The sequence below is a fragment of the Skermanella pratensis genome (assembly GCF_008843145.1).
Taxonomy (GTDB): Bacteria; Pseudomonadota; Alphaproteobacteria; order Azospirillales; family Azospirillaceae; genus Skermanella; species Skermanella pratensis.
This window is the reverse complement of record NZ_CP030265.1, coordinates 4,894,230-4,921,197: the sequence shown is the minus strand read 5'-3', so window position 1 is coordinate 4,921,197 and position 26,968 is coordinate 4,894,230. Positions and strand designations below refer to the sequence as shown.

Sequence of the window (26,968 nt, the reverse complement as noted above, 5' to 3'; positions counted from 1 at the left end):
GTGTCCGCCGCAACACCGGCCGAGCGCCGGGATCTGGAGAAGATGAATGTCTGCTGAAATGACCATGGAAATGCCGGCCGACGCTGCCAAGTTGTCGGACCTCAAGCAGCGCGCCGCGATCCTGCTGACGCGCGGCGACCTGGAAGGCGCGCGCTCCGCGGTTGACGCCGCGCTGGTCGATCAGCCCGAGGATGCCGACCTGCTGGCGTTGCGCGGCACCTGCCGGGCCCGGCAGGGGGAACTGAGCGACGGCATCCAGGATCTGGCTACCGCCGTGATGGCCCGGCCGCGTGACTGGGAACTGTTGAACAGCCTCGCGGTCCATCTCCAGCAGATGAAGATGTTCGACGAGGCGGTCGTCTTCCATGTCAAGGCGATCAACAATTCCGAACCGGAGCAACATCCGCAGCTTTATATCAACCTGGGCCTCGCGATGATGGGGCAGGGCGAGCACCTTGCCGCGGTGGAACTGTTGGAAGCCGTCCTGGCGGTTCACCCGGACATGCTGGACGCCGCTGTGAACCTGTCCAGCGCATTGAATTCGCTCAAGGAATATGGCCGCAGCGTCGAGGCTTGCCGGCGGACGCTGGCGATCGTCGAGGCCCCCGAGCTGTTTCACAACCTGGGCAACGCGCTGCACCGGATTCCCGGCCGCAACGCCGAAGCTCTCGCCGCGTTCCAGCGGGCGGTCGAGCTCGATCCGACGAACTGGAAGTCGAAGCACATGCTTTCCCTGCTGCGGGACGAGGATATGGACTCGATCCCGGCGAACTTCGTGGAAGGGCTGTTCGACGAGTACGCCAGCTACTACGAACGGGATGTCATCGAGAAACTGCGGTACCGCGTTCCCGGGCTGATCCGGCGCTACCTGCTGAAGGCGGTCCCCGGCAGGACCCGCTTCGCCTCCGTGCTGGACCTCGGCTGCGGTACCGGCCTGACCGGCGTCATGCTGCGTGATATCGCCGACTTCCAGAAGGGCGTCGATATCTCGCGCAACATGCTGAAGCTGGCTCTGGAGAAGGAGATCTACGACCAGCTCGAGGCTGCCGACCTCCAGGTCACGCTGGGCGAGATCGACCGAACCTATTCCGTCGCCGCTGCCGCCGACGTGTGCGGCTATATCGGCCGCCTGGAGGAGTTCTTCGCCAAGGTGGCGGCCGTCGTCGAGGCCGACGGTCTCTTCGCCTTCTCGGTGGAGGAGTCGTTCCTGGCGGATTTCGAGGTCTCGGCCGCCGGCCGGTTCGCCCACCGCCGGACCTATGTCCAGAAAGCATTGGCCGATACCGGTTTCAAGGTGCTGTCGGTCGCGCGCGAGCAGCTTCGCAACAGCGGCGGCCGGCCGGTGTTCGGCATGATCTTCGTCGCCCAGAAGACGGCCTGACCCTCCAGTCCCGGAATGCAGCGTCATGGGGCCGGAAGAGGGGCAACCCTCTTCCGGCCTTTTGAGCTGGCGAAAGGCTCAGCGGGTCTGGAGGATTTCGTTTTCGATGGCTCGGACGCTTTCGGTGTCGTCGAACAGGACGGGGACGCGGTCGAGGACGCGGCGGATGACATGGGCCCTGCGGTCGGGCTCGCGGGCGAGGTCGAGGGCGAGTTCGACATAGTGTGCGTGGTCGCGGGCGACGCAGTCGTCCAGGCCCATCAGGCGGTAGAAGCCGTAGGTGTGGCGGCCGCGCATGAAGGCGCCGGGCCAGGTCACGATCGGGGTGCCCAGCGCGAAGGCCTCCAGGCTGGTGTTGCCGCCGCTGTAGTGGAACGGGTCGAGCATGACGTCGCTGCACGCCACCAGGCCGAGGAAGTCGGGCAGCGGCATCTGGCGCAGGAAGCGGAAGCGGGCCGCCACGTCGGGGCCGGCGGCGGCGAGCCTGCGGCGCAGCAGGCCGTCCAGGTTGCGGTCGCGCCCCGAGAGCAGCACCACCAGCCCTTGCGGGTCGCGCCGCAGCAGGTCGACCAGGGCTCGGTCGAAGTCGGGATGGACCTTGAACAGGCTCTGCGGGCAAACATAGAGGCGGGCGTCGTCGGGCAGGCCGAAGGCCGAGCGCGGCTTGAGCCGGGGCGGCAGGCGGGGCCGGGCGTAGTGCAGGGTGGTTCCGGGCAGGCGGAGCAGGCGCTCGGAGTAGTGGCGCTCGGCGCCGTCCGGCTCCATGGCGCCGCACGACAGGAAGCGGTCGAGGTTCTTGATGCCGGTCGTGTCGGGGTGGCCCCAGGTCAGGCACTGCAGCGGGGCGAGCCTGGCGAAGGCGAGGAAGTAGGTCAGGGCCGACATGCCGATGTCGGCGTAGTACAGCACGTCGAGGCGTTGGGCGGCGACGGCGTCGCGGGCGGCCTTGAGGTCGAGAGGCAGCTCGACGGTCGTGTCGGCGGCGCGGACCAGGGCCTGGCGCATGGCGTCGCCGGCGTGGGGGGTTGTGAACAGGGTGACGTGGAAGCGCTCGCGGTCGAGGGTTCGGATCAGGCCGTGGTTGAGCTTTGCGATGGTGTGCTGGTGCCAGTACTGGGAGACGAAGCCGACATGGGTGCGGCCGTCGGGGCGGGTCGGCGGGTCGGCGCGGTCCTGGAGCAGGTCCGGGCAGGCGGCCTCGTACAGGCCGGCGACGGCCTGCTGGAGGGGCAGATCGTCGGCGGCGTGGTAGGCCAGGTAGAAGCAGGTCTGGCCGACCTGGGCGAGCGGGTCGTGCAGCCGGATGCCGCGTTCGGCCAGCCGCGCCACCCCGTCCGCCAGCCGCTCGCGGACCTCCCGGATATGCGCCTCCGACTCCGGGATGATCGGGAGAACCAGCGCCATCCTGACCTCCAACCCGGGGTCGCCGCCCAGCTTCCAGGCCTGCCGGAACGAGGCCCTGGCCTCCTCGGTGCGGCCCTGCTGACGGAGCGCCACCCCGGCCCCGGCGAAGGCGGCCGGATCGGCCGGCCGGATACTGGCCGCCCGGCGGAACTGCGCCAGTGCTTCCAGGAACCGGCCCTGCTCGATCAGCGCATTGCCCAGGTTGACCAGGGCCGGCGCGTGGTCGGGACGAAACGCCAGGGCCGTTCCCGCCGCCGCGGCGGCTTCGGCGATCCGGCCGCACTCGTGCAGCGCGTTGCCCAGATTGCACCAGGTCTCGGGATCGCCCGCCCGCAGGGCAAGGGCCTGGCGATAGGCCCGGATCGCCTCCTCGAAGCGGCCAAGGCCGGTCAGGGCATTGCCCAGGTTGAACCAGGCTTCCACGAAGCCGGGCTCCAGGACGGTTGCGCGCCGGTAGGCGCCCAGCGCCTCCTCCGTCCGCGCGAGGCGCCGCAACGCCATGCCGAGGTCGCACCAGCCGTCGGCGTCGCCGGGCGCCAGGACGAGAGCTCGGCGGTAGCAATTCGCCGCCTCCTCGACGCGTCCCTGGTCCTCCAGCGCGGTGCCCAGGGCGCGGTGGAGGGATGCCGCCGACCCGTCGAGGACAAGGGCGCGCCGATAGAGCGCCTCGGCCTCGTCGGGCCTTCCGTTGGCCTGGTGCCAGCGGGCCACTGCCGCAAGCTGTTCGATCATGGCCGTCACCGTCCCGGTCGGGGTTGCGCAGGGGCTGGGATGCGCGTCATGGTCGTGCCGGCGGGGGCGGCACCGTCGCGGCCCGCTTGACCCTCGCGGCCGGGCGCGTCATCTTCTCCATGCTGGACTGATCCGAAGGAAGCAGCATGAGCTACGAACAGGTCGAGCAGGCTTGGCAGCTGAGCGAAGCCGCCCGGGAAGTTGCCGGGACCCTCGGCGACGATCCCGCGCCGGCGGAATACTGGACCGGCTTCTTCAGCGGTTCCGACCAGGTGGATGTGGAGCGGACGCTCCGCGAAGGCGGCGACCCGCCGAGCCGGATTTTCCTGAAATCGCCTTACGGCCTGCGCTGGCGGCCGGAGGAGAAGGACTGGATCCCCTTCCGCCACGGGCCCGTGGAGCCGTTGCCGGTGTAGCGCCACGCCGCTTCAGGCCCGCCTGGCGTCCTGCCAGCTCGGCTGGTCGAGGAAGCGGTCCTCGTGCTTCATCACGGCGTCGGCCAGCTTAAGGGCCTGGTAGTATTCGCCCCGTTCTACCAGGGACCGTATAGACTCCAGTGTTTCCTTGATCGCCGGGATCGTCGTCGCCTCGTGGAAATCGTCGACGAAGCCTTCCAGGGTTTCGAGCAGCGGCGGCCGTTCCTGGTCGGTCGCCATGTATGAATTCTGGATCATGAAATATATACGCCGCGCCGGGGTCGACGCGGCTTGCGGCGGCATGATGTGCTTTTCCGTCAAGAACGAGACGTTGTTCAGGAAGATCAGAGTGCAGCGGCCATCGGCCTGGATCAGGGCGCCGTTGACGACAATGCGTTCTTCCGGCGCCAGGCGAATCTTCAACGACACTGCGGATACCCGTATGGAAGTGGTCGGTCGGCGAGCACAGTAGCATTTCACGCACGCGGACACAGCAGTTAGGTGCCTGAATTCGACCGGGCGCCGAATGGCGCCCGGTCTACTTCAACCTTAACGAAATATTAACGATCGCTCAGACCTTACCGGAGCTGGAGCAGTTCGGTCAGCATCTGATCGGCCGTGCTGATGATCTTGGTGCCGGCCGAGTAGGCCCGCTGGGTCACGATCATGCGCGAGAACTCGTCGGCCAGGTCCACGTTGGAGGCTTCCAGGGAGGATGTCGCGATTTTGCCGGCTCCGGCGGTGCCGGCCTCGCGCAGGTTGTAGGCACCGCTCTGGCTGGTCTGGATATAGACGTTGCCGCTGCGCTCCTGCAGGCCGTTGGGGTTCGTGAAGGTGGCGACCGGCACCCGGGCCAAGTTCTGGGTGAGGCCGTTGCTGAAGCTGGCGACCACGTTGCCGTCGGCGTCGATCGAGATGCCGGTCCGCAGGCCGAGTTCGGCGCCGTCCTGGTTGATCGTGCCGACGCTATAGTCCGACGCGGACTGGGTGAAGCCCGTGATGTCGATCGTGATGTCCTGGGTGGCGTCGGAGTTGTTGGCCCAGTCGATGTCCGTCAGGTTCAGTTGCAGGTTGCCGGTCGGGCTGCCGGCCGGGTCGAGCACCATGTCGGTCGGGTTGGCCGCCTGGGTCGCTACCCGGTCGATCTTGCCGTTGGTGCCGAACACCAGGGTCATGGACGTGGTCGGCGTCGCCAGGTTACCGCCGGCCGGGTCGCTGATGTCGAGGGTCCAGGTGTTGGCGGTGGTGGTCGCCGTGAAGTCGAGCGCCAGCTGCTGGGCCTGGCCGAGCGAGTCGTAGACGGTCATGCTGCGGCTGAAGTGCGGGCCGGTCAGTGCGGTGTTCTGGCGCGCGTCGAGGTTCAGTACCACGTCCGCCCGGGTGGTCTGCTTGGTCCGGCCGGACTCGAAGCCGACGCTGACCGGGGTGAGGCTGGCCACGTCGGCTGTCGCGTTCACCAGTTCGCCGTCGTCGCCGATCTCCCAGCCCATCAGGTAGAAGCCGTTGCTGTTCCGCAGGTAGCCGTTCTCGTCCTCCGAGAAGGAGCCGGCGCGGGTATAGAGCGTCTCCTGGGTGCTGCTGCCGTTGGGTTTCGCCTGGACCACGAAGAAGCCGGAGCCGGAGATCGCGACGTCGGTGGACGAGGCGCTCTGCTGGAGGATGCCCTGCTGGTTGACCGTCTGCTCGGTCGAGGCGCGCACGCCGCCGGGCGAGTAGGTGGTGCTGCGGCTGGCCTGGGTGACCAGGCTGGAGAAGGCAGCCTCGTTCCGCTTGTAGCCGACGGTGTTCACGTTGGAGATGTTGTTGGCGATCATGCTCATCGACTGGCTCTGCGCGCTCAGGGCGGAAACGCCGGTGAAGAGGGATCCGAACAGGCTCATGATACTCTCCTTGGTCTTTGCTGCGGCCTGCTACGCCTGGGCGGAGGCCGGAAGGGAATGGGACGGGCGAAGGGCTGGACAGGCGGTGGGTCAGGCGGCCGCGGCGGTCGGCTGGCGGGCGGAAACGACGTCCTCCATCCTGATCGGCACGTTGCCCATCAGCAGGGTGGTGTTGCCGTTGCCCGACTCGATGCCGGAGACGCGGCCATAGACGGAGGTCTTGGCGGTAAGCAGCTTGCCGTCCGCGTTGGGCGCCACCACCGAGAGGGTGTAGTTGCCGGCCGGCGCCGCGGACCCGTCGTTCCTCTTGCCGTCCCAGGTGAGTTCCTGGCGGCTGGCGGAGCGCGACCCGTCGAGGGTCCGTACGACGACACCCTTCTCGTTCTTGATCTGGATCGCCGTGGAGGTCGATGTCTCCGGCAAGGTGTACGACATCCTGGCCGTGCTCCCGTCGAACGTGAAGGCGTTGCCGCTGGCCTCGACGTCAAGACCGATGAACCCGAGCGACGCCTGGGTCTGGTTGTTGGTCTGCATGGTCAGCAGCTTCTCCAGCTTGTCGTTCTGGCTGATCTGCTGCTCGACCTGGCTGAACTGCACCAGCTGGTTGGTGAACTCGGTCGATTCCATCGGCGACAGCGGGTCCTGGTTCTGCATCTGGGTGGTCAGCAGCTTGAGGAAGCTGTCATAGTCCTGGGTCAGCTTGGCGCGGGACGCCTCGGTCTTCGTGGTGGCCGCGGCAGTCGTCTGGGCCGCGGTCTGGGCGGTGCCGTTGATCGTCGTCATGGTCGTTCTCCTGCTCGCGCTCAGATGCGGATGTCGAGACGGCTGCGGCTGGCGCCGCCGGGTTTGTACTGGGCCGGGGTGGCGGCCGCCAAGCTGAGGTCTTCCTCGATCCCGCCGAAGTTCCTGCCCCGGCGGTCGGCCGGCTGGGTGTAGCCGGCGAACTGGCGCTGGTTGCCACCCTGTCCCTTCAGGTCGAAGGTCAGGCTGCCCGCGTCGGTCCGCAGCCCGGCGTCGGCCAGGGCGCGCTCCAGCGTGCGCTGGTCCTTCTGCAGCATCTCCAGGGTCTCCGGACGTTCTGCCCGGATCGAGGCCTGCACCCGGCCGTCGGCCCCGAAGTCCAGCTTGACCTCGACGTTGCCCAGCTCGACCGGCTTCAGGTTGATCACCATCTGGTCGATCCGGCCGGCCGCCGCCTTGCCGATCTGGACCGAGACCTGCTCGGCCGGCGTATGGGGCATCGGGCTCCGGGCATGGCCGGGGGTGGTGCGGTCCACCGCCTCGGTGTCGGCCAGGCCGGGAGCGGAGGCCTGGACCGCCAGGGCGGGATCGGCTTCCGGTTCCACCGGCGCTGCATTGCCGCTGCCGGCCGCGGCCAGGGCATCCTCGAAGCTGCCGGCTTCCCTGGCGCCGCGCTCCACGACCGCAGGCCCGCCATCGGCCGTGGCCGCCGCGGGACCACCGACCGGCCCGGCGGCCGGGCGGGCCGTCACGGACTCCGCGGTCTCGGCGTCGGCGCGAAGGGCGGCCTCGGCGTCGGGAGCGTCGCCGGCCGGCTGCTGGGCGGCCCGGTCGTGACGGTCGACCTGGCGCGCCGCCTGACGGCTGCCGTGGCTGTCGCCCCGGTCCGCGTCTTCGGACATCGGGTCGCCTCCGGCCGGGTCACCCGACGCCGTCGCGGCGAACCCGGCCCCGTCCGTCGCGGCCCCGTCCGTCTTGGCTGCCTCCACCGGGGTTTCGGCGGTCGCCGGGCGGTTCGCGACCGGGGCGGCGGGAGTGGCGGCGACGGGCTGGCGCTCAGGCTGCGGCGGCTGGACGGTCGTTTCGCGGGCGGGCGGTGCGGCCGTTTCCGGTTGGCGCTCCGTCTTCGCCGGCTGCTGGCCGGCGGAGTCGCGCGCCGCCGGATCGCGGGTCACCTGGACCACTACCGGGGCCTCGGCATCACGGCGCGCGGCGCTGCCGGCTTGCTGAGGAGCGGGCCCGCCGGGATCCTGCTCCGGCCTCGGCTTCACGATGTCCGCCTGCGTTTCGGGCTGCGTCTTCGTCTCGGCCTGCGTCTTCGTCTCAGACTGCGTCTTCGTCTCGGCCTGCGCAGTCGTCCCGGACCGCGCCGTCGTCTCGGCCTGCGTCGCGGGGCGGGCTGCTGTCTGCAGCTTGGCCTTGCCCTCGTCGATCAGCTTCGCCAGGGCCTCCTCATCCAACGGTACCTCGCCCTCCTGGGCATCCGCATCCGGCGCTGCGGCATCCGGCGCTGCGGCATCCGGCGCTGCGGCATCCGGCGCTGCGGCATCCTCGTCGGCGTCCTGGCCCGCTTGCGGCGCCATGCCCTTGACGGGGGTCTCGGGGCGCTGGGCCGGCGGCATCGGGAACATGCCGGGCAGGGCGGGCGGCAGCGGATCGGCGCCGGACGCATCGGCCGGGGGAACCAGGCTACCGGCGTCGGCGGAGAGGCCGCCGGCCGCGGCGCCGGATTCCACCGGCAGCTGCTGCGGCACGATCAGGTTGGAGAACAGGCCGGGCGCGATCAGGCTCAGCAGGCCGTCCGACACGGTGCCGGCATCCTGGTCCGTCGTGTCCGTATCCTCGATCGTTCCGGCTTTCGGAGAAGCCTGCTGGGCGGAGGGCTGGGCGGTCATGAAGTTGGCGACCAGGGCGAGGAAGCCGCCATCCGCGGTCCCGCCGGCCGCGGGAGCCGCAGCGGCTGCGCCGGCGCTCCCGGTTGATGCCGCCTGGGGCATCGTTATGGTCTGGGTGATCTCCACGGCATCCTCGCTGGCTGTACGGGATCATGTAAAGCAAGCCGCGGGCCAAACCGTGGAATGTTGATTTTGCTGGATTTCTTGGGGGGTGGGGAATTGCCGGCCAGGGCATGTCGGGAAGATTTTGCCCGGTACCCGGCAGAGCGTTCCCGGTTGCGTTCCCGGTTGCGCCGGCGGTGGGAAAAGACGGCGGGCGGAGCGCCGCCCGGCGCCCCGCCCGCTTGCCCGGAAGTGAATGGCCCTCGGGCCCGTTCACAGCGTCGTGTTGACGGCGACCGAGAGCGCCTGGGGCGCCCTGCCGGTGGGGTAGCGGGCGCTCGGCTTGCCGTAGCCGGCGACGGAGTGCTGCTGCCGGTTCTGCTTGGTCACGTCTACCACCATGTCGATCACCCGCTTGGTGGCCTCCTCGGCGGTCTTGAGGGCCGCCAGGTTGGCCTCGGCGATCCCGTTCAGCCGGTTCCACAGCGCCTCCAGGCGCTGCCGGAGCGCCAGGTCGACGCCGGCCACCACCGCCTTGTTGTGGCGAAGGACCTTGAGCTGGTGGTCCAGCCTGCCGGCCAGCATGGTCTTGGCGTCGCCCAGCCCGGCGACCTCCTCCAGCCGGCTGGCCTTGACCGCCTCCGTCTCCCGCTCCAGCAGGGCGGCGTAGGCTTCCATCGTCTCGCAGGTCTCCCCGACCGCGGTCGCTGCCTCCATCATTCAAACCTCCTGCATCTTCAGCATGGCCTGCTTCACCTGGTCGGCGATGCCGAGCTGGCCGCTCTGGGTGATCATCTTGCCGTATTCGTTGATCATCAGGCCGCGGAACATCTCCTCGCCGTTGCCGCCGCCGAAATATCCGTCGGTCTCGATGCCCTGCCACATCTGGCTCAGCATCTGGGACACGAACTGCGCCTCGAACTCGCCGGCCGCCTTGGCGACCGCCTTGTCGTCCGCTCCGGCCCGGGGGCGGGCCGGGGGCGCCTGGTTCGCGAGGCCGCCGGCCGCAAGGCCCGTGGAGGCGAGCGCGGGAGGAGTCAGGGTGCCGTCCATCACATCACCTCGATTTCGGCCTGCAGCGCGCCGGCCGCCTTGATCGACTGCAGGATGCTGATCATGTCGCGGGGGCCGATGCCCAGCGCGTTCAGGCTTTCGACCAGCTCCTGCAGGCTGACGCCGTTGGACATGATCGCCAGCCGGTTGTTCGACTGCTCGTCCACCTGGATATTGGTCTGCGGGGTCACCACGGTCTGGCCGCCGGCCAGCGGGTTGGGCTGGGACACCTGCGGGGTCTCCGTGATGCGGATGGTCAGGTTGCCCTGGGCGATCGCCACCGTGCTGATCCGGACGTTCTCGCCCATCACGATCACGCCCGACTTCTCGTCGATCACGACGCGGGCCGGCTGGTCGGGGTGACGCGGAGCTGTTCGATCTCCGTCATCAGGCCGACGATGTCGCCGCGCCGCATCTGGGGCACCGTCACGACCACGGCGGACGGGTCGGTCGCCCGCGCCGTGTTCGCCCCGTACACGCCGTTGATCGCCTGGGCGACGCGCTGGGCGGTGGTGAAGTCGGGGTTGCGCAGCGACAGCCGCAGGACCGGCAGTTCCGCCAGGGAGAACTCGATCTCGCGCTCGACGATGGCGCCGGCGGAGATCCGGCCCGAGGTCGGCACGCCGCGGGTGACCGAGGCGCCCTGGCCGGCCGCGCTGAAGCCGCTGACCGCCAGCGGTCCCTGGGCCACCGCATAAACCTCGCCGTCGGCGCCCAGCATCGGGGTGACCAGCAGGGTCCCGCCGAGCAGGCTCTTGGCATCGCCGAGCGCCGACACGACGGCGTCGATCCGGCTGCCCTGGGCCGCGAAGGCGGGCAGGGTGCCGGTCACCATCACCGCGGCGACGTTGCGGGTCTTCATGGACTGGCCGCGGGTATTCACGCCCAGCCGCTCCAGCATGCCGATCAGGCTCTGCTCGGTGAAGGGCGAGTTGTTCAGGCTGTCGCCGGTGCCGTTCAGCCCGACCACCAGGCCGTAGCCGATCAGCATGTTCTCGCGCACGCCCTCGACATCGACGATGTCCTTGATGCGCGAGTTGGCCTGTGCCGGGCCGGCGCCCGCCAGGACCACCGCCGCGATGCCCAAGGCCAGGATGGTTCGGACGGCATTCCGGAAGCGGGTCCGGAGCGGCGTCCGAGTCGCGGCTTCCTGGAGGTGGAACGGTGTCATGGCGGGTCGGCTCCTCTACTGTCGTCCCTCTCCCTAGCGAATTGCGTGCCAGTCCCCGGAAACCCGCGCCGCCGCCGCGGGGCGTCCGGTCGGGATCGGCCGTGCGGCAAGGAGTGCCGGGCCGTCCCGGCAATTCCTGCCGCCCTCCCGCCCTGTGATCAAGCGACGCCCGTTAACCGGGTATTAAGGTAGATCTGACCACTCTTCGAAATCGGTATTGGAGCATCTGGTGTCATGAAAGTCGAAGGTCCCGGTTCCCTGCGCAACAGCAGTGCGGCAAAGCGCACCGGCCGTTCCGACGGCAGCCTGGCGAGCGCCTTCGCCCGGGCCCTGCACGGCACCGACGACGCGGCGGCTTCGGGCGTCAACGGCGCCCAGGCGGCCGGTGCGGTCAACCCTCTCCTCAACCTGCAGGAGGTGGAGGATTCGACCAGCGGCCCGTCCAAGGCGAAGGCCAGGGCGGAGGAACTGCTGGACCGGCTGGACGAGATCAGGCACGCCCTGCTGTCGGGCGGCCTGCCGGAGTCGAAACTCAGCGCCCTTCAGCAGGTGGCCCAAAGTCACCGCGCGGAAGTCGATGATCCCCGTCTGGTGGAGATTTTGGACGAAATCGACCTTAGGGCGCAGGTCGAGCTTGCCAAGCTGGCGCCCAGAGGGTAGCTCATCCCCAGGATTTCGCCGTTTTTCCAAAGGCTTGTATCCGGTCGAGAAGCCCATCCGCGACGGTTGCGGTGGGGCTTGCCGATCCATATACTCCGCGCCGTTTCGGCAGCCATCCGGTTTGGGTGTTAGAGGATGTCGTCACCGTTTCCGCCGCCTGACTATAGGCCGTCCGAGGACGAGCCTTTCATGAACCCCCAGATGACGGAGTATTTCCGTCGGAAGCTGCTGAAGTGGCGTTCGGAGCTCCTCCACGAGTCGGAGGAGACGCTGCAAAGCCTACAGGAAGGCGGGCTCCAGGAAGCCGACATCGCCGACCGGGCCTCGCTCGAGACCGACCGTTCGCTTGAGCTGCGGACCCGCGACCGCGAGCGCAAGCTGATCTCCAAGATCGACGCTGCGCTGGAGCGGATCGAGGACGGAAGCTACGGCTACTGCGAGGAAACCGGGGAGCCGATCAGCATCCGGCGGCTGGAGGCGCGTCCCATCGCGACGCTGAGCCTCGAAGCCCAGGAAAGGCATGAGCGGCTGGAACGGACCCACCGTGACGATTAGCCGCCCGGCCCGTTGTCTCGTCGCCTGCGTCCTGGCGCTCTCCGCATCGTGCCTGCCGGCAATGGCCCAGGTGCCCGGACAGGGGCGCGAGAGCGCCGTGCTGGAAGGCGTCAACATGGCCGTGGTGATGCCGGTCGACCTCGCCTCCAGCGCCGCCAACGCCGAATGCGGACTGACCGAGCAACTGGTCGCCGAGTCCATCCAGCTCACCGTCCAGTCCGCCGGCCTGCGGACCGAGCTGCTGTCCCAGGCCCAGCCCTTCACCACGGTGACTCCGGGCGTCTACCTGATCCCGACGATCGCGACGCTGCGGGACAGCTCGTCCCTGTGCGTGACCTGGCTGAGCCTAAAGGCCCAGTCGGCGCATACCCTGACGCTTCCCTCGACCCAGCAGCGCAAGACGGTCCAGGTGCTCTACTGGGACCGCGGCATGCTGCTGAGCACGCCGCGCGGCAGCCATGCCGGCGCGGTCGCCGCCGGCCTGCGCCAGCTCGCCGCCGATTTCGGGGAGCAGTGGCGGCGCGACCAGCGCTAGAGGATCCCCCGGCGAACTTCATGGGTCGAACTTCATGGGGGTTCGCCGGCCAACGAATCGTCCTCTAGACTGTTGGATCAACGATCCGTCCCGTTTCGCTGCCCGGAAGCTTCCATGACGTTCCGATCGATCTATCAGCACGGTTTTGCGCGCGTCGCCTCCTGCACCATGCGTTGCTCGCTGGCCGATCCCGCCGGAAATGCCGAAGCCGTCCTGCGCGTCGCCCGGACATGCCACGACCGCTCGGCGGTGCTGGCGCTGTTCCCGGAGCTGGCGCTGTCCGGCTACGCGATCGACGACCTGTTCCATCAGGACGCCCTGCTCGACGCGGTCGAGCGCGCGGTCGAGACCGTGGTCGCCGGGTCCAAGGACCTGCTGCCGCTCCTGCTGGTCGGGGCGCCGCTGCGTCACGCCGGGCGCGTTTACAACTGCGGGCTGGCGATCCATCGCGGCCGCCTGCTGGGCGTGGTGCCCAAGGTCCACCTGCCCAACTACCGGGAATTCTACGAGAAGCGCCATTTCGCGTCCGGGGCCGGCACCGAAGGCGGCGAGATCCGGGTCGCCGGCCAGAGCGCTCCGTTCGGCCCAGACCTGCTGTTCGCCGCGGAGGACCTGCAAGGATTCACCGTGCACGTGGAGGTCTGCGAGGACCTGTGGGTGCCGGTGCCGCCCAGCTCCGCGGGCGCCCTGGCAGGAGCCACCGTGCTGGCGAACCTTTCGGCCAGCAACATCACGATCGGCAAGGCCGACACCCGCCGCCTGCTGTGCCAGTCCCAGTCGGAGCGGTGCATCGCGGCCTATCTCTATTCCGCCGCGGGGGCGGGCGAATCGACCACCGACCTCGCCTGGGACGGCCAGACCTCGATCTACGAGAACGGCGCCGTCCTGACCGAAACCGGCCGCTTCCCGACCGGCGACCAGATCGCCGTGGCCGACATCGACCTGGACCGCATCCGCCAGGAGCGGATGCGGATGGGCAGCTTCGACGACAACCGCCGCTACCAGGCCGTCATCGCCGCCGATTTCCGCACGGTCCGGTTCCGGCTGGACCCGCCCTTGGCCGACATCGGGCTGGAGCGGCGGGTCGAGCGGTTCCCCTTCGTGCCGGCCGACCCGGCGCGGCTGGAGCAGGACTGCTACGAGGCCTACAACATCCAGGTCGCCGGGCTGGTCCAGCGACTGCGCGCGATCGGCAACGAGCATCCGGTGATCGGCGTTTCCGGCGGCCTCGACTCGACCCACGCCCTGATCGTGGCAGCCCGCGCCATGGACCAGCTCGGGCTGCCGCGGTCCAGCATCCTGGCCTACACGATGCCGGGCTTCGCGACCAGCGACCACACCAAGGGCAATGCGGTCCGGCTGATGGAGTCCCTTGGCGTCACCTGGCGCGAGCTGGACATCCGCCCGGCGGCCCGGCAGATGCTGTCCGACATGAAGCATCCGTTCGCCGGCGGCGAACCGGTCTACGACGTGACCTTCGAGAACGTCCAGGCGGGCCTGCGGACCGACTACCTGTTCCGGCTGGCCAACCAGAACAACGGCATCGTGGTCGGCACCGGCGACCTGTCGGAGCTGGCGCTGGGCTGGTGCACCTATGGCGTCGGCGACCAGATGGCGCACTACAACGTCAATTCCGGCGTGCCCAAGACCCTGATCCAGCACCTGATCCGCTGGGTCATCGCGTCCGGCCAGTTCGAGTCGGATGTGTCCGCGACCTTGGACGCGATCCTCGGCACCGAGATCTCGCCCGAACTGGTGCCGGTCGAGCCCGGCCAGACGCCGCAGAGCACGGAGGCCAAGGTCGGCCCCTACGAGCTTCAGGACTTCAACCTGTACTACACGCTCCGCTTCGGCTACCGGCCGGCCAAGATCGCCTTCCTGGCCCTGCATGCCTGGAGCGACACCGGGCAGGGCGCGTGGCCGCCGGGGTTCCCGCCGGAGCGCCGCCGCAGCTACGAGCTGCCGCAGATCCGGCAGTGGCTGGAAGTGTTCGTCCGCCGCTTCTTCGGCTTCAGCCAGTTCAAGCGGTCGGCCATGCCCAACGGGCCAAAGGTGAGCGGCGGTGGCTCGCTGTCGCCGCGCGGCGACTGGCGGGCGCCTTCGGACTCGACCGCCCGAACCTGGCTCGACGACCTGGAGCGCAACGTACCCCGGTCATAAGCTGAACGCCCGGCCCCGCAAACGATCCGATATGGTGACAATCTCAACGGCAACCGCCATGATCCCCCGGCATATCGGCCAATGGTACTCAGTCCGATAGGACTGCATATTGAGAGGGGACTGCCGTGAGCTTCATGACAAGAAAAAGCCGCCTGGCGATCGGGGCGATGCTCGGAGCCATCGCGATCGGCACCACGGTCGCCATGGCGCAGGCGCCGGCCTTCTTCCGCATCGGGACGGGCGGCACCGCGGGAACCTATTATCCCGTGGGCGGCCTGATCGCCAACACGATCTCGGCGACCGGCGGCGGCGTGCCAGGACTGGTGGCGACCGCCGTATCGTCCAACGGATCCGTCGCCAACATCAGCGCCGTCAACGGCGGCTCGCTCGAGTCGGGCTTCTCGCAGTCCGACGTGGCCTATTGGGCCTATACCGGCACCGGCCTGTTCGAAGGCAAGGGCAAGATCGAGAACCTGCGCGCCATCGCCACCCTGTACCCCGAGACGATCCATCTCGTCGCGACCAAGAATTCCGGCATCAAGTCGGTCGCGGACCTCAAGGGCAAGCGGGTGTCGCTGGACGAGCCGGGGTCGGGCACGCTGGTCGACGCGCGGATCGTGCTCGGCGCCTACGGGCTGACCGAGAAGGACGTGAAGGCCGAGTATCTCAAGCCGGGCCCAGCGGGCGACCGCCTGCGCGACGGCGCGCTGGACGCCTATTTCTTCGTCGGCGGCTACCCGACCGGCGCCATCTCCGAGCTGGCGACCTCCAGCGGGATCACGCTGGTGCCGATCGCCGGCCCGGAGGCCGACAAGCTGCTGTCCGAGTACCAGTTCTTCTCCAAGGACACGGTGCCCGCCGGGACCTACCGGGACGTCCCGGAAATCCAGACCATCTCGGTCAACGCCCAGTGGGTCACCAGCGCCAAGCAGCCGGAGGAGCTGGTCTACAACATCGTCAAGGCGATGTGGAGCGACAGCGCCCGCGCGGCCCTGGATGCCGGCCATGCCAAGGGCAAGCTGATCACCCTGGAGAACGCGGCGAACGGCATCGCGATCCCGCTGCATCCGGGCGCGGAGAAATTCTACCGCGAAAAGGGCGTGCTGAAGTAGCCGCCGCCCCGGACCTCCGCCCTCCGGAGGGCGGGGGTCCGTCCTGCTGGCATCCTATCGAAATCATGACTCTGGAATACCGATGAGCGACCCGTCGCGCGATCAGGCGCACCTGTCCAAGTCCTCGCTCGAACTCGACCCGGAAAAGGCGAAGGAGCTTGAGGAGAAGTTCGATAGCGAGATCCGCTTCCGGCCGCTGGCGCCCGCCGCCGGCTGGCTTGTCGGCGGGCTTCTCGTGGTGCTGTCGCTGTTCCACTATTACACGGCGGGCTTCGGGCTGCTGTCGGAGATGGCCCACCGCGGCATCCATCTCTCCTTCGTGCTGGGGCTGGTGTTCCTGGTCTTCCCGTTCTCCAAGCGGGGCTACGACCAGCCGGCCCGGGGCACGGTCCTGCGTCCGCTCGGCATCTCGCTGCCGGATTGGGCGCTCGCCATCGGCGCCGTCGTCGCCGTGCTGCACGTTCCGCTGATCCCCCTGGACGATTTGGCCTTCCGGGTCGGCAACCCGACCACGACCGACGTGGTGCTGGGCGGAACCCTGATCGTCGTCCTGCTGGAGGCGACCCGCCGCTCGGTCGGCTGGCCTTTGCCGATCATAGCAACGCTGTTCATGAGCTATGCGATCTGGGGGCCGTCGATGCCCGGCATCCTGGTCCATCCCGGCGCCAGCTTCTCCCAGCTCGTCGACCACCTTTACCTGACCACCCAGGGCATCTACGGCATCGCGCTGGGCGTGGTCGCGACCTATGTCTTCCACTTCGTGCTGTTCGGCGTGCTCGCCACCCGCATCGGCCTCGGCCAGCTTTTCCTCGACTGCGCCGCCTGGGTGGCGGGACGCTATGCCGGCGGTCCGGCCAAGGTGTCGATCTTCGGGTCCGCCCTGTTCGGCATGATCTCCGGCTCGTCGGTCGCTAACACGGTCACCGTCGGCTCCCTGACCATTCCGGCGATGATCCGGCTGGGCTACAAGCCGCATTTCGCCGGTGCCGTCGAGGCGACCGCGTCCACCGGCGGACAGATCACTCCGCCGATCATGGGGGCCGCCGCCTTCCTGATGATCGAGTTCCTGGGGCTGCCTTACACGACCATCATCATCGCGGCGATCGTGCCCGCGTTCATGCATTTCTTCGGCGTCCTGGTCCAGGTCCATTTCGAGGCGAAGCGCACCGGCCTGCGGGGCCTGCGCCCGGACGAGATGCCGGACGTCAAGGCGGCGCTCAGGCGCGACTGGCCGACGGTGATTCCGCTGATCGTCCTGGTCGGCATCCTGCTGGCCGGCTACACCCCGTACCTGGCGGCCTTCTGGGGCATCACGCTGTGCATCGCGGTCGGATTGCTGAACCCGCGCAACCGCATGAGCATCCCGGACCTGGTGATCGATCTGCGCGACGGCGCCAAATACGCGCTGGCCGTGGGAGCGGCCGCGGCGACGGTCGGGATCATCGTCGGCGTGGTCACCCTGACCGGCGTCGGCTTCAAGATCTCCTTCATCGTCACCTCCACCGCCGCCGAGATGGCCGGCTGGGTCGGGGCGTTCCTGCCGGCGGGCTGGACGGCGCCGCAGACGCTGACCCTGCTGTTCACCCTGATCATGACCGGCATCGTCTGCATCCTGATGGGCTGCGGCATCCCGACGACGGCCAACTACATCATCATGGCGACCATCGCCGCCCCGACGCTGGGCTTGCTCGGCGTGGCGCCGATCGTGGCGCATTTCTTCGTCTTCTATTACGGCGTGCTGGCCGACATCACGCCGCCGGTCGCGCTGGCGGCCTACGCCGCCGCCGGCATGGCGGGGGCCGATCCGTTCAAGACCGGCAACACGGCTTTCCGCCTGGGGCTCGGCAAGGCGCTGGTGCCCTTCGTCTTTGTCTTCTCGCCCTCGCTGCTGCTGGTCGCCCCCGGCTTCACCTGGCCCGACTTCATCATCGCCTTTGTCGGCTGCATCGTCGGCATCACCTGCCTGGGCGCGGCATTGGCCGGCTGGATGCTGACCACGGCCCGGATGTGGGAACGGCTGCTGCTGGCGGCGGCGGCGATCCTGCTGGTGGCGCCGGAGCTGTACTCCTCGCTGGCGGGGCTGGCCCTCATGGCGCCGGTTCTGGTGCGCCAAGTCACGGTTTGGCGGACGGAGACGCCCGCCGCCGCCTAACCATCGGGCATGCTCGGGGAGCATTGCGGTTCCTGTCGAACCAAGCCCCCGTCCGGGTGTTCTCCCTTGCAAGGCATCGAGACCCTGCATGAGGAGAACGCCCGTGGCGGAAGTCACCGACAACCAGGCGCATCACCGGTACGAGATGGACGTGAACGGCACCGTGGCCTTCATGAACTACCGGCTGAAGGACGACGTCATCGCCCTTGTCCATACGGAAGTGCCCGAGTCCCTGTCCGGACAAGGCGTCGGGTCGAAACTGGTGCGCGGCGTGCTGGACGACGTCCGCGGCCGGGGCCTCAAGGTCGAGCCTTACTGCACCTTTGTGCAGGGCTATGTGGAGCGCCATTCCGAGTACCAGGATCTCATCCTGCCGATCCGCTGAACGACGCGCGCCGGCCGATATACAGAATCAAGGGAGGATACATGACGGATGGAACAGCCAGCCGCCGCATCGCCATGCCTGCGTCCGGGCCCGACCGGGACGCAGGATTCCTGAAGGACGTTCTCGACGGCCTGGGCCGGCCGGTCAAGACCTTGCCGGCGAAGCATTTCTACGACCAGCGGGGATCGCGGCTGTTCGACCGGATCTGCGAACTGGAGGAATACTACCCGACCCGTACCGAGACGGCCATTCTCACCCGCCACGCCGGCGACATCGCCGAAAGGATCGGCCGGGGGGTGACGCTGCTGGAACTGGGCAGCGGGTCGAGCGTCAAGGTGCGCCTGCTGCTCGACGTGCTGGACCAGCCCGCGGCCTACGTCCCGGTCGACATCTCCGGGGCGCATCTGGAAGCGTCGGCCGCCCGGCTGGCGGCCGACTACCCGGAAATACCCGTCTCGCCGATACATGCCGACTACAACCAGGCCTTCCCCCTGTCCGTGAAGGGCGGGCCGGAACGCACCCTGGCGTTCTTCCCCGGCTCGACGATCGGCAACTTCTCGCCGGAGGAAGCCCGGGCATTCCTGGCGCGACTGGGCCGGCAGCTCGGTCCGGGCAGCAGGCTGCTGATCGGGGTGGACCTGAAGAAGGACGTCGCGCGGCTGGAGGCGGCGTACGACGATGCCGCCGGAGTGACCGCCGCGTTCAACCTGAACCTGCTGGAGCGGATCAACCGCGAACTGGACGGCACGTTCGACATCGCGGCCTTCGCCCATCGCGCCTTCTACAACGGGGACCTCGGAAGGATCGAAATGCACCTGGAGAGCCTGAGGCCCCAGACGGCCCTGGTCGCGGGCGTCCCCTTCCGTTTCCAGGCGGGCGAGACCATCCACACCGAGGTTTCGCACAAATATACGGTGGAGGAGTTCCGGAGCCTGGGGCGCGACGCCGGATGGCTTGCCGACGAGACCTGGACGGATGGCGAACCCCTGTTCAGCATCCATCTGCTGACCTTCCAGGCGCCGCCCAGCCGCTTCCGCCGGACTTCGGGCGCATAGCGCCCAGCCCGATCCGGCCTTAGCCCTCCTGCCGCGCCTCCGGTCCGCGGGTCGAGTCCCGCCCGGCCAGCGCCTTGGTGAAGCGCCACTGGTCGCCGGGTCCCATCACCTGGGCGTCGGTCGCCCCGGTGAACCGCGCGGCACCCATTCCGCCGGAGCGGATCCGCCTGATGGTCTGGGCCATGGGCTTCTCGCACATGACATGCTTCCCGGTCTTGGCGGCGCGCAGCGCTTACCCGCGCAATCGTATGCCGCTTGGTCGGGAATGCCGTACTGAGCGGTCACCAGCCGGAGGCGGCGGACAGAAGACCGATGGAGCCGGTCCCGATCAGGCTGCGACGGGAGAGGAGCGGAAGGTCGAATGACGTCGGCGTGCGCTGCTCCTCGAAATCCGCGGACGGATCAGATCACCCCGATCACCAGCAGCACGATGATCACGATCAGAGGGACACCCATCATCCAAAGAATTCCACCCTTGAGCATCTGCGGTCTCCTGTCGTCGTCTCATGGAGTTTCGTCAACTCGGCAAAGTTCAACAGCCGCAAGGGCAATTCGTCACGCTCTCCGGCGGCCTGCGCCCGGGGACCCCGACATGCGAAAGGCGCCTCCGGACCGGTTCCGGAGGCGCCTCGCCGCTCAAGCCGCCCGACCGTCTTCAGAACGGCATGATGATGTCGAAGATCTGCTGGCCGTAGCGGGGCTGCTGGACGTCGGTGATCTGGCCGCGGCCGCCGTAGGAGATGCGGGCTTCGGCGATCTTCTCGTAGCTGATCGAGTTGGCGGAGCTGATGTCCTCCGGCCGGATCACGCCGGCCAGCAGCAGTTCGCGGACCTCGAAGTTCACCCGGACCTCCTGGCGGCCCTGGAGCACCAGGTTGCCGTTGGGCAGCACGTCGGTGATCAGCGCCGCGACCTGGAGGGTGATCGTCTCCCGGCGGTTGATCTGGCCGGTGCCCTTGTTGCTGGTGTCGCTGCTCAGGCCCAGCAGGTTCTCGCGTCCGCCCGGCTCGTACTGGGTCGAGTTGCCCTCAAGCTTGCCTTCCAGCAGCGCCTTGGCGGCGCTGGTCCCGGGCAGGACCTTGTTCAGGTCGAAGCCGAAGATCTCCGGCATGCCGGCGTTCTCGCTGTTGGCCCGGGTCCGGGTGGTCTGGTTGTTCATCTGGGCCTGATCGTTGATGTTGATCGTCACGGTCAGGATGTCGCCGACCCGGCTCGCCCGCTGGTCCTTGAAGAAGGCCCTGGCACCCGAGCGCCACAGCGAGTTGGCCTCCCGCACCCCGGTCTGCGGCGCCGGCATCGGCAGGCTGACCGGGACGAAGCCGGGGGCGCGGTTCGGGTTCTCGATCTGCGTCAGGGCCGGCGCGCTGCCCACTTCGGACAGGCGGCTGGTGGCGTTGCAGGCGGAGAGCGAAGCGGCGGCGGCGGCGATCAGGGCGATGCGGGCGAGGGACGGCATGACGGTATTCCTTGGGACGGCGGAGGTCGGCTGCTCGGCGTCTGGCCGGCGCCGGAGGCTTCCGGAAAGGTTCAGTTCAGGACGGTGGCGCCGGGCCGGGCGACGGAGACCTGGTTGGGGCCGACCACGACCGCCTCGACGGTGCGGTTGCTCATGGTGTTGACGACGCGGATCACCGCCCCGTCGGCGCCGCCTTCCAGCGCCTTGCCCTGTGCGGTCAGCGTCATCGACTTGTGCTGCAGCACCATGGTGACCAGCGCGCCCTTGGCAACGACCTGCGGCTGCTGCAGGTCGCGGGCACGGACCGGCGTGTTGGCGGCGATCTGGCGGCGCGGGGTCTGGCCGACCAGCTCGTCGGCGTCGCGGAGCAGTTCGGCGCCGATCCGGTTCATCCGCACCTCGGTGTAGCCGATATCGGAAGCCGTGATGACTTCGCCCGGCTTGATCCGGCGGGTCAGCACCGGGACCTCGACGATGGCGGCGGCGCGGCCGGAGATGGCGGTGCGGCCCTGTTCCGGCCCTTCGGCGGGTGCCACCACGACCGCGCTGAAGCGGCCCTGGATCTGGTCGTAGGTCACGGATTCGAGCTTCAGCGTCGCAGCCTGGCCGCTCGGCAGATGCAGCTCCAGCAGCTTGTTGTCCAGGTCGACGTCCAGACGGTCGGCTTCCGACCGGCCGGCCAGCTCCTGCGCCACCGCGTCGCGGACCCGCTCGGCATCGACGATCGTGCTGCCGCGGGTCACGACCACCCGGTCGAACTGGCTGGCCGGGCGCCAGTCCAGCTGGTGGTAGGAGGCGAGCCGGACCAGGAAGCCGGCGTCGTAGGTCGCGCGGCGGCCCGGCGCCGGGGCGCGGCCGACCGGCTGCCCGGCCTTGTCGCCGACGTCGTCGAACAGGTCGCCCAGGTGGACGGTGTCGCCGTCGATGGTGCCGTCGGTCCGCAGGGTCGCGGCGTCGGCGGCGAAGGAGGCGACGGCGAGCGCCGCGGTGAGGGAGGCGGACAGGGCGATCAGGGAGAGCTTGTTCATCTATCGGTCCTCCGCTCAGCGCAGCTGGCTGGTGGTGTTCATCATCTGGTCGGTCGTGCTGATCACCTTCGAGTTCATCTCGTAGGCGCGCTGCGCGGTGATCAGGTTGGTGATCTCGGCCACGATGTTGACGTTGCTGGTCTCCAGCGCGCCCTGGACCAGCCGGCCGTAGCCGGGGGCCGAGGGGTTGCCGGGGACGGCGTCGCCCGACGCCGGGGTCGCCAGCAGCAGGTTGCTGCCGATCGCTTCCAGGCCGGCCTCGTTGGGGAACACGGCGAGCTGGATCTGGCCGACCACCTGGGGCTGGATCTGGCCGTCCAGCTTGACCTGGACCTCGCCGCTGCCGTTGACGGTGATGTCCACCGCGTCGGCCGGGACGACGATGCCCGGCTGCACCGTGTAGCCGTCCGCCGTCACCACGGTGCCCTCGGCGTTGATCTGGAAAGAGCCGGCGCGGGTATAGGCGGTGTCGCCGTCGGGCAGGGTGATCTGGAAATAGCCCTGGCCGTTCACCGCCAGGTCCAGCGCGTTGTCGGTCACCGACAGGTTGCCCTGCTCGTTGATCCGGTAGACGGCGGCGGCCTTGACGCCCGCGCCGATCTGGACGCCCGAGGGGACGATCGTGCCGGCGTCCGACGAGGTCGAGCCGACCCGGCGCTGGTTCTGGTACAGCAGGTCCTGGAACTCGGCGCGCTGGCGCTTGAACCCGGTCGTCGTCATGTTCGCGATGTTGTTCGAGATCGTCTCGACGTTCAGCTGCTGGGCCAGCATGCCGGTGGTGCCGATGCTCAAGCTACGCATGGTTGGTTCCTCTTCCTCTCAGGGGTAGCCGGGGCTTCAGCTCAGCCGGGACAGCTTGGTGATGGCGTTGCGCTGCCGTTCGTGCTCGGCTTCGATCATTTTCTGGTTGACCGCGTACTGGCGCGAGATCTCGATCATCTGGGTCATCTCGACGACGGACTGGACGTTGGATTCCTCGACCGCGCCCTGCACGACCTTGGTCTCGGGGGCCGGCAGCGGCGGCTCGTCGGTGGTGAAGATCCCGCCGCCCAGCTCGGTCATGAACTGCTCGCGCTCGAAGCGGACCAGCTTGATGCGGCCGATCTGGCCCTGGTCGGACGAGACGGTGCCGTCCGCCGTGATGGTGACCGGGCCGGAATTCTGCGGGACCGTCATCGGCAGGTCCTGCTCGTTCAGCACGGGCAGGCCGTTGGTGTCGACGATCTGGCGGTCCAGGTCGAGCTGCAGGCGGCCGTTGCGGGTGAACCGCTGGCCGTCGCGCGTCTCGACGGTCAGGTAGCCGTCGCCCTGGAGCGCCACGTCGAGGGGGTTGCCGGTCGAACTGATCGGGCCGACCGCGGTGTTCCGCAGGACGCCGTAGTCCTGCACCATGGAGACCTTCTCGACCGGGGTGGCGGCCGGCTTCACCAAGTATTCCAGGAACATCATGCGCTGGTTCTTGTAGGCCGGCGTCGTCATGTTGGCGAGGTTGTTGGCGACCACGTCCATCTGCCGGCGAAGCGCGTCCTGACGCGACAGGGCGATGTAGATGGGGTTTTCCATGTCCGACGCTCTCGTTCCTGGTTGCTGGCCGGCGCCCTCCGCCGTGCCGCGGTATCCAATGCATCCCCCGTGCCAGAGCCGGAAACGGCGCGGATGCCGGGATTTCGCCGCCGGCAAGGGTCCGGGGCAGGGATTGCCCGGCACGAATTGCCGGTGCCGGCGGAGCGCCGGGGCAAAGGGTGCCGGGAGCGCGTCCGCGCCTGCCGGGCTGCCCGCCGGGTGCCGGGCCGAAGATCGCGGGGAATTATACTTAAAGGTTCCTGAACGGCGAACTGGTCCGCCGCTTGCAGAACGGCAGTAGCGCTTAATAATGCCGGGTAGCTTCAACGACTTGTTAACTATCCCGAGCTAAGTGTTTACCTAGTTTTTCGCACGCGCGGCGATCGCAGGGAGCCCAGTGATTATGGCGGGTGCAACGCACGAGGAAGATGAGGGAGCAGGCGGCGAAGCGCCGGCGCGCAAGAAGTTCAGCGGCAAGAAGCTGGTGCTGTTCGTCATCCTGCCGCTGCTTCTCGTCCTGGGCGGCGGAGCCGCCGCGTTCTTCGCCGGCGTCTTCAGTCCCGCCGAACCCGCCGCCGAGGAAGGGCACGGCGAGGCGGCGCCCGCCGACGGCGGGCACGGCGCGCCGAAGGCCGACGACCATGGCGGCGGACACGGCGCACCGGGTGCCGGCGGCGTGTTCTTCAACGTGCCGGACCTGGTGGTCAACCTGAACAGCACCGGACGGCGCCCCAGCTTCCTCAAGATCAGCATCAGCATAGAGGTCGGCCGGCCGGAGGATATGCCGGAGATCGAGAAGGTCATGCCCCGTATCGTCGACAATTTCCAGGTCTACCTCCGCGAATTGCGGCTGGAGGATCTGCGCGGCTCCGCCGGGATCTACCGCCTGCGCGAGGAACTGCTGATGCGCGTCGGCGTCGCCGCCCAGCCGGTGCAGGTCAAGGACGTCCTGTTCCGCGAAATGCTGATCCAGTGAGCCGGGGGAGCGTGTCATGAGCGACCTTAAGCTGGACGGGCTGAGCGACGAGGAGCGGCTGGCCGCCGAGTGGGCGGCGCTGGCCGACGAGGGCAGCGATGGCGGCGGCGACGTGGGCGGCGGCACCTCGACCCGCGTGCTCAACCAGGACGAGATCGACAGCCTGCTGGGCTTCGACAGCGACGGCTCGGGCGACGGCGACAATTCCGGCCTGATGGCGCTGGTCAACAGCGCGCTGGTCAACTACGAGCGCCTGCCCATGCTGGAGGTGGTGTTCGACCGCCTCGTCCGCATGATGTCGACGTCGCTCCGCAACTTCACCTCCGACAACGTCGAGGTCAGCCTCGACCAGATCTCCTCGGTCCGGTTCGGCGACTATCTCAACTCCATCCCGCTGCCGGCCATGCTGTCCGTCTTCAAGGCGGAGGAATGGGACAATTACGGCCTGATGGTGGTGGACAGCGCGCTGATCTACTCCATCGTGGACGTGCTGCTGGGCGGGCGGCGCGGCACCGCCGCGATGCGCATCGAGGGCCGCCCCTATACCACGATCGAGCGGAACCTGGTCGAGCGCATGGTCCATGTGGTGCTCAGCGACCTGTCCGCCGCCTTCGACCCGCTGTCGCCGGTGACCTTCCGGTTCGACCGGCTGGAGACCAATCCGCGCTTCGCGACCATCGCACGGCCGGCCAACGCCGCCGTGCTGGCCAAGCTGCGCATCGACATGGAAGACCGCGGCGGCCGCCTGGAGCTGCTGATCCCCTACGCGACGCTGGAGCCGGTGCGCGAGCTTCTGCTCCAGATGTTCATGGGCGAGAAGTTCGGCCGCGACTCGATCTGGGAGACCCACCTGGCCAGCGAGCTGTGGATGACCGAGGTCCAGATCAGCGCCGTCCTCGACGAGATCACGGTGCAGCTCTACGACGTGCTGAACTGGAAGGTCGGCACCCGCATCCTGCTCAACGCCACGCCCGACGACACGATCGAGCTGCGCTGCGGCGACGTGCCCATGTTCGACGGCCGCATGGGACGCAAGGGCGGCCACATCGCGGTCCGCATCGAGCGCGAGGCCCCGCGCGAGGAGGACACCCGGAGATGACCATCACGTTCCCCCTCATCCTGGACGTCCTCATCGTCGTCCTGCTGTCGGCGACCATCGGATTCGCCATCGTGCTGAACCGCCGGCTGACCCGTCTGCGCGACAGCAAGGACGAACTGGACGCGCTGGTCAAGGGATTCGCCGATGCGGCCGGCCGGGCCGAGACCAGCGTCGCCGGCATGAAGGACACGGCGGCCAAGGTCGCCGAAACCCTTCAGAAGTCGATCGACCGGGCCCAGACCATGCGCGATGAGCTGCAGTTCATGATCGAGGCCGCCGACAGCCTGGCGAGCCGCCTGGAAGGCTCGGTCGGCAGCCACGCGCTGCGCGCCGCGACCGGCCCGGCTCCCGCCGCGATCAAGGCGGGCGCCATGCCGAAGCCCGCCGCCGCGGCATCGCCGCAGACCCCGGCCGGTCCTGCGCGGCCGGCCAAGGCCGAAGCACCCGCGCGCCGCGCGGCACCCCCGTCCGGTCCGCCCAACGGGGCACAGCATCCGGCGGTGCCGCATGCCGCGCCCGCCGGCCATGCGGAGCAGCCGGCACCCATCCCATCCCCGGCGCCGCCGCAGGAGGCCCGCTCGCGGGCCGAACGCGAACTCCTGCGCGCCCTTGAAAACCTGCGCTAGCAGCGCACCAGATACAGCGTCGAGCCGACCGCCATGTCCAAACCCGAACGCCCCGCCAAATCCCCGGCTCCGGCCAAGCCCTCGAAGGCTCCCGCCGGACCGGCGGCCCCCGTCACGACGCTGAGCCTGCCGTCCCGTTTCCGGCCGCGCCTGCTGCCGCTCACCATCTTCGTCGCGGTCCTGATGCTGGGCGTCAGGGTGGGCGATATCTGGCTGGCGATCGGCGGCGGGATGCGCGATCCGATCGCCGTCGTCCAGGCCCAGGAGCCTGCGGCCAAGCCCGGTGCCACGCCGGCCCCGGCTGCCCCGGCCGCCGCTCCGCCGGCCCCGTCGCCGCAACCCGCCCTGGCGCCCGTCCCGCCGTTGCGGATCATGACCGCCTCGACCGGCGAGAGCGAGGGGCAAGCCTTCGGCAATGTCCAGGCCGAGGTGTTCCAGCGGCTGACCGAACGGCGGGAGGAAATGGACCGGCGCGCCCGCGAGCTTGACCAGCGCGAAGCCCTGCTGACTGCAGCGCAGCAGCGGATCGACCAGAAGGTGGCCGAACTGACCGAGCTGCGGACCAACATCGAGGGACTGCTCCGCCAAGTCGACGAGAAGCAGGCCGCCCAGCTCGAAAGCCTGGTCAAGATCTATGAGACGATGAAGCCCAAGGACGCCGCCCGGATCTTCGAGGCGCTCGACATGCCGGTGCTGCTCAACGTGATGGAGCGCATGAAGGAGGCCAAGAGCGCCCCGATCCTCGCGGCGATGGATCCGCTGAAAGCCAAGGAGGTCACGGCATCGCTCGCCGACCGCAGCGCCCTGCCCACCATACCCCAATGATCCGGC

Annotated in this window: 26 protein-coding genes and 1 pseudogene; 14 read left to right on the top strand and 13 right to left on the bottom strand. The window is 68.7% G+C overall.

The genetic code is table 11. The features are described from left to right. Positions 1-46: 46 nt before the first annotated feature. Complete coding sequence (locus DPR14_RS22615; protein ID WP_158047159.1) at positions 47-1,381, top strand: tetratricopeptide repeat protein; 1,335 nt, start codon at positions 47-49, stop codon at positions 1,379-1,381. Between the two features lie 78 nt (positions 1,382-1,459). On the opposite strand, the gene DPR14_RS22610 is transcribed toward DPR14_RS22615, so the two are convergent. Beyond that, positions 1,460-3,517, bottom strand: a complete 2,058-nt coding sequence (locus DPR14_RS22610; RefSeq protein WP_158047158.1) for an O-linked N-acetylglucosamine transferase, SPINDLY family protein — start codon at positions 3,515-3,517, stop codon at positions 1,460-1,462. 146 nt (positions 3,518-3,663) lie between these two features. Here DPR14_RS22610 and DPR14_RS22605 point away from each other — a divergent pair, with 146 nt between their 5' ends. Further along, positions 3,664-3,933 (top strand): hypothetical protein, encoded by a 270-nt coding sequence (locus tag DPR14_RS22605; RefSeq protein WP_158047157.1) that lies wholly within the window; start codon positions 3,664-3,666, stop codon positions 3,931-3,933. 12 nt (positions 3,934-3,945) lie between these two features. On the opposite strand, the gene DPR14_RS22600 is transcribed toward DPR14_RS22605, so the two are convergent. From DPR14_RS22600 to DPR14_RS22570, 7 genes and pseudogenes are all read right to left on the bottom strand, one after another. Next, complete coding sequence (locus tag DPR14_RS22600; protein ID WP_192499112.1) at positions 3,946-4,362, bottom strand: flagellar biosynthesis repressor FlbT; 417 nt, start codon at positions 4,360-4,362, stop codon at positions 3,946-3,948. 149 nt (positions 4,363-4,511) lie between these two features. Beyond that, positions 4,512-5,813, bottom strand: a complete 1,302-nt coding sequence (flgE, locus tag DPR14_RS22595; protein ID WP_158047155.1) for a flagellar hook protein FlgE — start codon at positions 5,811-5,813, stop codon at positions 4,512-4,514. Positions 5,814-5,903: 90 nt separating this feature from the next. Continuing rightward, complete coding sequence (locus DPR14_RS22590; RefSeq protein ID WP_158047154.1) at positions 5,904-6,596, bottom strand: flagellar hook assembly protein FlgD; 693 nt, start codon at positions 6,594-6,596, stop codon at positions 5,904-5,906. 20 nt (positions 6,597-6,616) lie between these two features. Beyond that, on the bottom strand, positions 6,617-8,575 hold the full coding sequence (locus tag DPR14_RS22585; protein ID WP_158047153.1) for a flagellar hook-length control protein FliK: 1,959 nt from the start codon (positions 8,573-8,575) through the stop codon (positions 6,617-6,619). A 249-nt stretch (positions 8,576-8,824) separates the two neighbouring features. Then, positions 8,825-9,271, bottom strand: coding sequence for a hypothetical protein (locus tag DPR14_RS22580; RefSeq protein WP_158047152.1), 447 nt, complete (start codon positions 9,269-9,271; stop codon positions 8,825-8,827). After that, positions 9,272-9,604 carry a rod-binding protein gene (locus DPR14_RS22575; RefSeq protein ID WP_158047151.1) on the bottom strand — a complete coding sequence of 111 codons (333 nt, stop codon included), beginning with the start codon at positions 9,602-9,604 and terminating at the stop codon, positions 9,272-9,274. Further along, positions 9,604-10,775, bottom strand: a pseudogene (locus DPR14_RS22570) (flagellar basal body P-ring protein FlgI). Before DPR14_RS22570 ends, DPR14_RS22575 begins: the two are co-directional and overlap by 1 nt. Positions 10,776-11,009: 234 nt before the next feature. Between DPR14_RS22570 and DPR14_RS22565 the strand changes: the two are divergent. The 8 genes from DPR14_RS22565 to egtD all read left to right on the top strand — a co-directional run bounded on the left by DPR14_RS22565 (position 11,010) and on the right by egtD (position 19,389). Beyond that, the gene (locus tag DPR14_RS22565) at positions 11,010-11,435 is read left to right on the top strand and encodes a flagellar assembly protein FliX (RefSeq protein ID WP_158047150.1); all 426 of its coding nucleotides are present in this window, start codon (positions 11,010-11,012) and stop codon (positions 11,433-11,435) included. Positions 11,436-11,570: 135 nt separating this feature from the next. Then, positions 11,571-11,990, top strand: a complete 420-nt coding sequence (gene dksA, locus DPR14_RS22560; protein ID WP_158047149.1) for an RNA polymerase-binding protein DksA — start codon at positions 11,571-11,573, stop codon at positions 11,988-11,990. Beyond that, a complete protein-coding gene (locus tag DPR14_RS22555) occupies positions 11,980-12,525 on the top strand; it encodes a hypothetical protein (RefSeq protein WP_158047148.1) in 546 nt (181 codons plus the stop codon). The genes dksA and DPR14_RS22555 overlap by 11 nt, the downstream gene beginning before the upstream one ends. Before the next feature lie 114 nt (positions 12,526-12,639). Further along, positions 12,640-14,685 (top strand): NAD(+) synthase, encoded by a 2,046-nt coding sequence (locus DPR14_RS22550; protein WP_158047147.1) that lies wholly within the window; start codon positions 12,640-12,642, stop codon positions 14,683-14,685. A 134-nt stretch (positions 14,686-14,819) separates the two neighbouring features. Beyond that, positions 14,820-15,797, top strand: a complete 978-nt coding sequence (locus DPR14_RS22545; protein ID WP_246148491.1) for a TAXI family TRAP transporter solute-binding subunit — start codon at positions 14,820-14,822, stop codon at positions 15,795-15,797. Positions 15,798-15,879: 82 nt separating this feature from the next. After that, positions 15,880-17,949, top strand: coding sequence for a TRAP transporter permease (locus DPR14_RS22540; RefSeq protein ID WP_158047145.1), 2,070 nt, complete (start codon positions 15,880-15,882; stop codon positions 17,947-17,949). A gap of 103 nt (positions 17,950-18,052) precedes the next feature. Then, a complete protein-coding gene (locus DPR14_RS22535; RefSeq protein ID WP_158047144.1) occupies positions 18,053-18,334 on the top strand; it encodes a GNAT family N-acetyltransferase in 282 nt (93 codons plus the stop codon). A 41-nt stretch (positions 18,335-18,375) separates the two neighbouring features. Continuing rightward, positions 18,376-19,389, top strand: a complete 1,014-nt coding sequence (gene egtD / locus DPR14_RS22530; protein WP_158047143.1) for an L-histidine N(alpha)-methyltransferase — start codon at positions 18,376-18,378, stop codon at positions 19,387-19,389. Between the two features lie 19 nt (positions 19,390-19,408). On the opposite strand, the gene DPR14_RS22525 is transcribed toward egtD, so the two are convergent. The 5 genes from DPR14_RS22525 to flgF form a co-directional block, all read right to left on the bottom strand. Further along, positions 19,409-19,588 (bottom strand): hypothetical protein, encoded by a 180-nt coding sequence (locus tag DPR14_RS22525; RefSeq protein WP_158047142.1) that lies wholly within the window; start codon positions 19,586-19,588, stop codon positions 19,409-19,411. A 456-nt stretch (positions 19,589-20,044) separates the two neighbouring features. Next, positions 20,045-20,845 (bottom strand): flagellar basal body L-ring protein FlgH, encoded by an 801-nt coding sequence (flgH, locus tag DPR14_RS22520; RefSeq protein ID WP_158047141.1) that lies wholly within the window; start codon positions 20,843-20,845, stop codon positions 20,045-20,047. 71 nt (positions 20,846-20,916) lie between these two features. After that, positions 20,917-21,873, bottom strand: a complete 957-nt coding sequence (gene flgA / locus DPR14_RS22515) for a flagellar basal body P-ring formation chaperone FlgA (protein ID WP_158047140.1) — start codon at positions 21,871-21,873, stop codon at positions 20,917-20,919. A 15-nt stretch (positions 21,874-21,888) separates the two neighbouring features. Beyond that, on the bottom strand, positions 21,889-22,674 hold the full coding sequence (flgG, locus tag DPR14_RS22510; RefSeq protein ID WP_158047139.1) for a flagellar basal-body rod protein FlgG: 786 nt from the start codon (positions 22,672-22,674) through the stop codon (positions 21,889-21,891). A 36-nt stretch (positions 22,675-22,710) separates the two neighbouring features. Next, positions 22,711-23,436: a flagellar basal-body rod protein FlgF gene (flgF, locus tag DPR14_RS22505; RefSeq protein ID WP_158047138.1), complete on the bottom strand. Its 726-nt coding sequence runs from the start codon at positions 23,434-23,436 to the stop codon at positions 22,711-22,713. A 403-nt stretch (positions 23,437-23,839) separates the two neighbouring features. Between flgF and DPR14_RS22500 the strand changes: the two genes are divergently transcribed. The 4 genes from DPR14_RS22500 to DPR14_RS22485 are packed head-to-tail and all read left to right on the top strand — an operon-like array spanning position 23,840 to position 26,962. After that, positions 23,840-24,412 (top strand): flagellar basal body-associated FliL family protein, encoded by a 573-nt coding sequence (locus DPR14_RS22500; protein ID WP_158047137.1) that lies wholly within the window; start codon positions 23,840-23,842, stop codon positions 24,410-24,412. Between the two features lie 16 nt (positions 24,413-24,428). Further along, the gene (gene fliM, locus DPR14_RS22495; protein ID WP_158047136.1) at positions 24,429-25,511 is read left to right on the top strand and encodes a flagellar motor switch protein FliM; all 1,083 of its coding nucleotides are present in this window, start codon (positions 24,429-24,431) and stop codon (positions 25,509-25,511) included. Further along, entirely contained in the window at positions 25,508-26,137 is a 630-nt protein-coding gene (locus DPR14_RS22490) for a DUF6468 domain-containing protein (protein ID WP_158047135.1), read from the top strand. The genes fliM and DPR14_RS22490 overlap by 4 nt, the downstream gene beginning before the upstream one ends. A 33-nt stretch (positions 26,138-26,170) precedes the next feature. Further along, positions 26,171-26,962 carry a MotE family protein gene (locus DPR14_RS22485; protein WP_246148489.1) on the top strand — a complete coding sequence of 264 codons (792 nt, stop codon included), beginning with the start codon at positions 26,171-26,173 and terminating at the stop codon, positions 26,960-26,962. Positions 26,963-26,968: the final 6 nt, after the last annotated feature.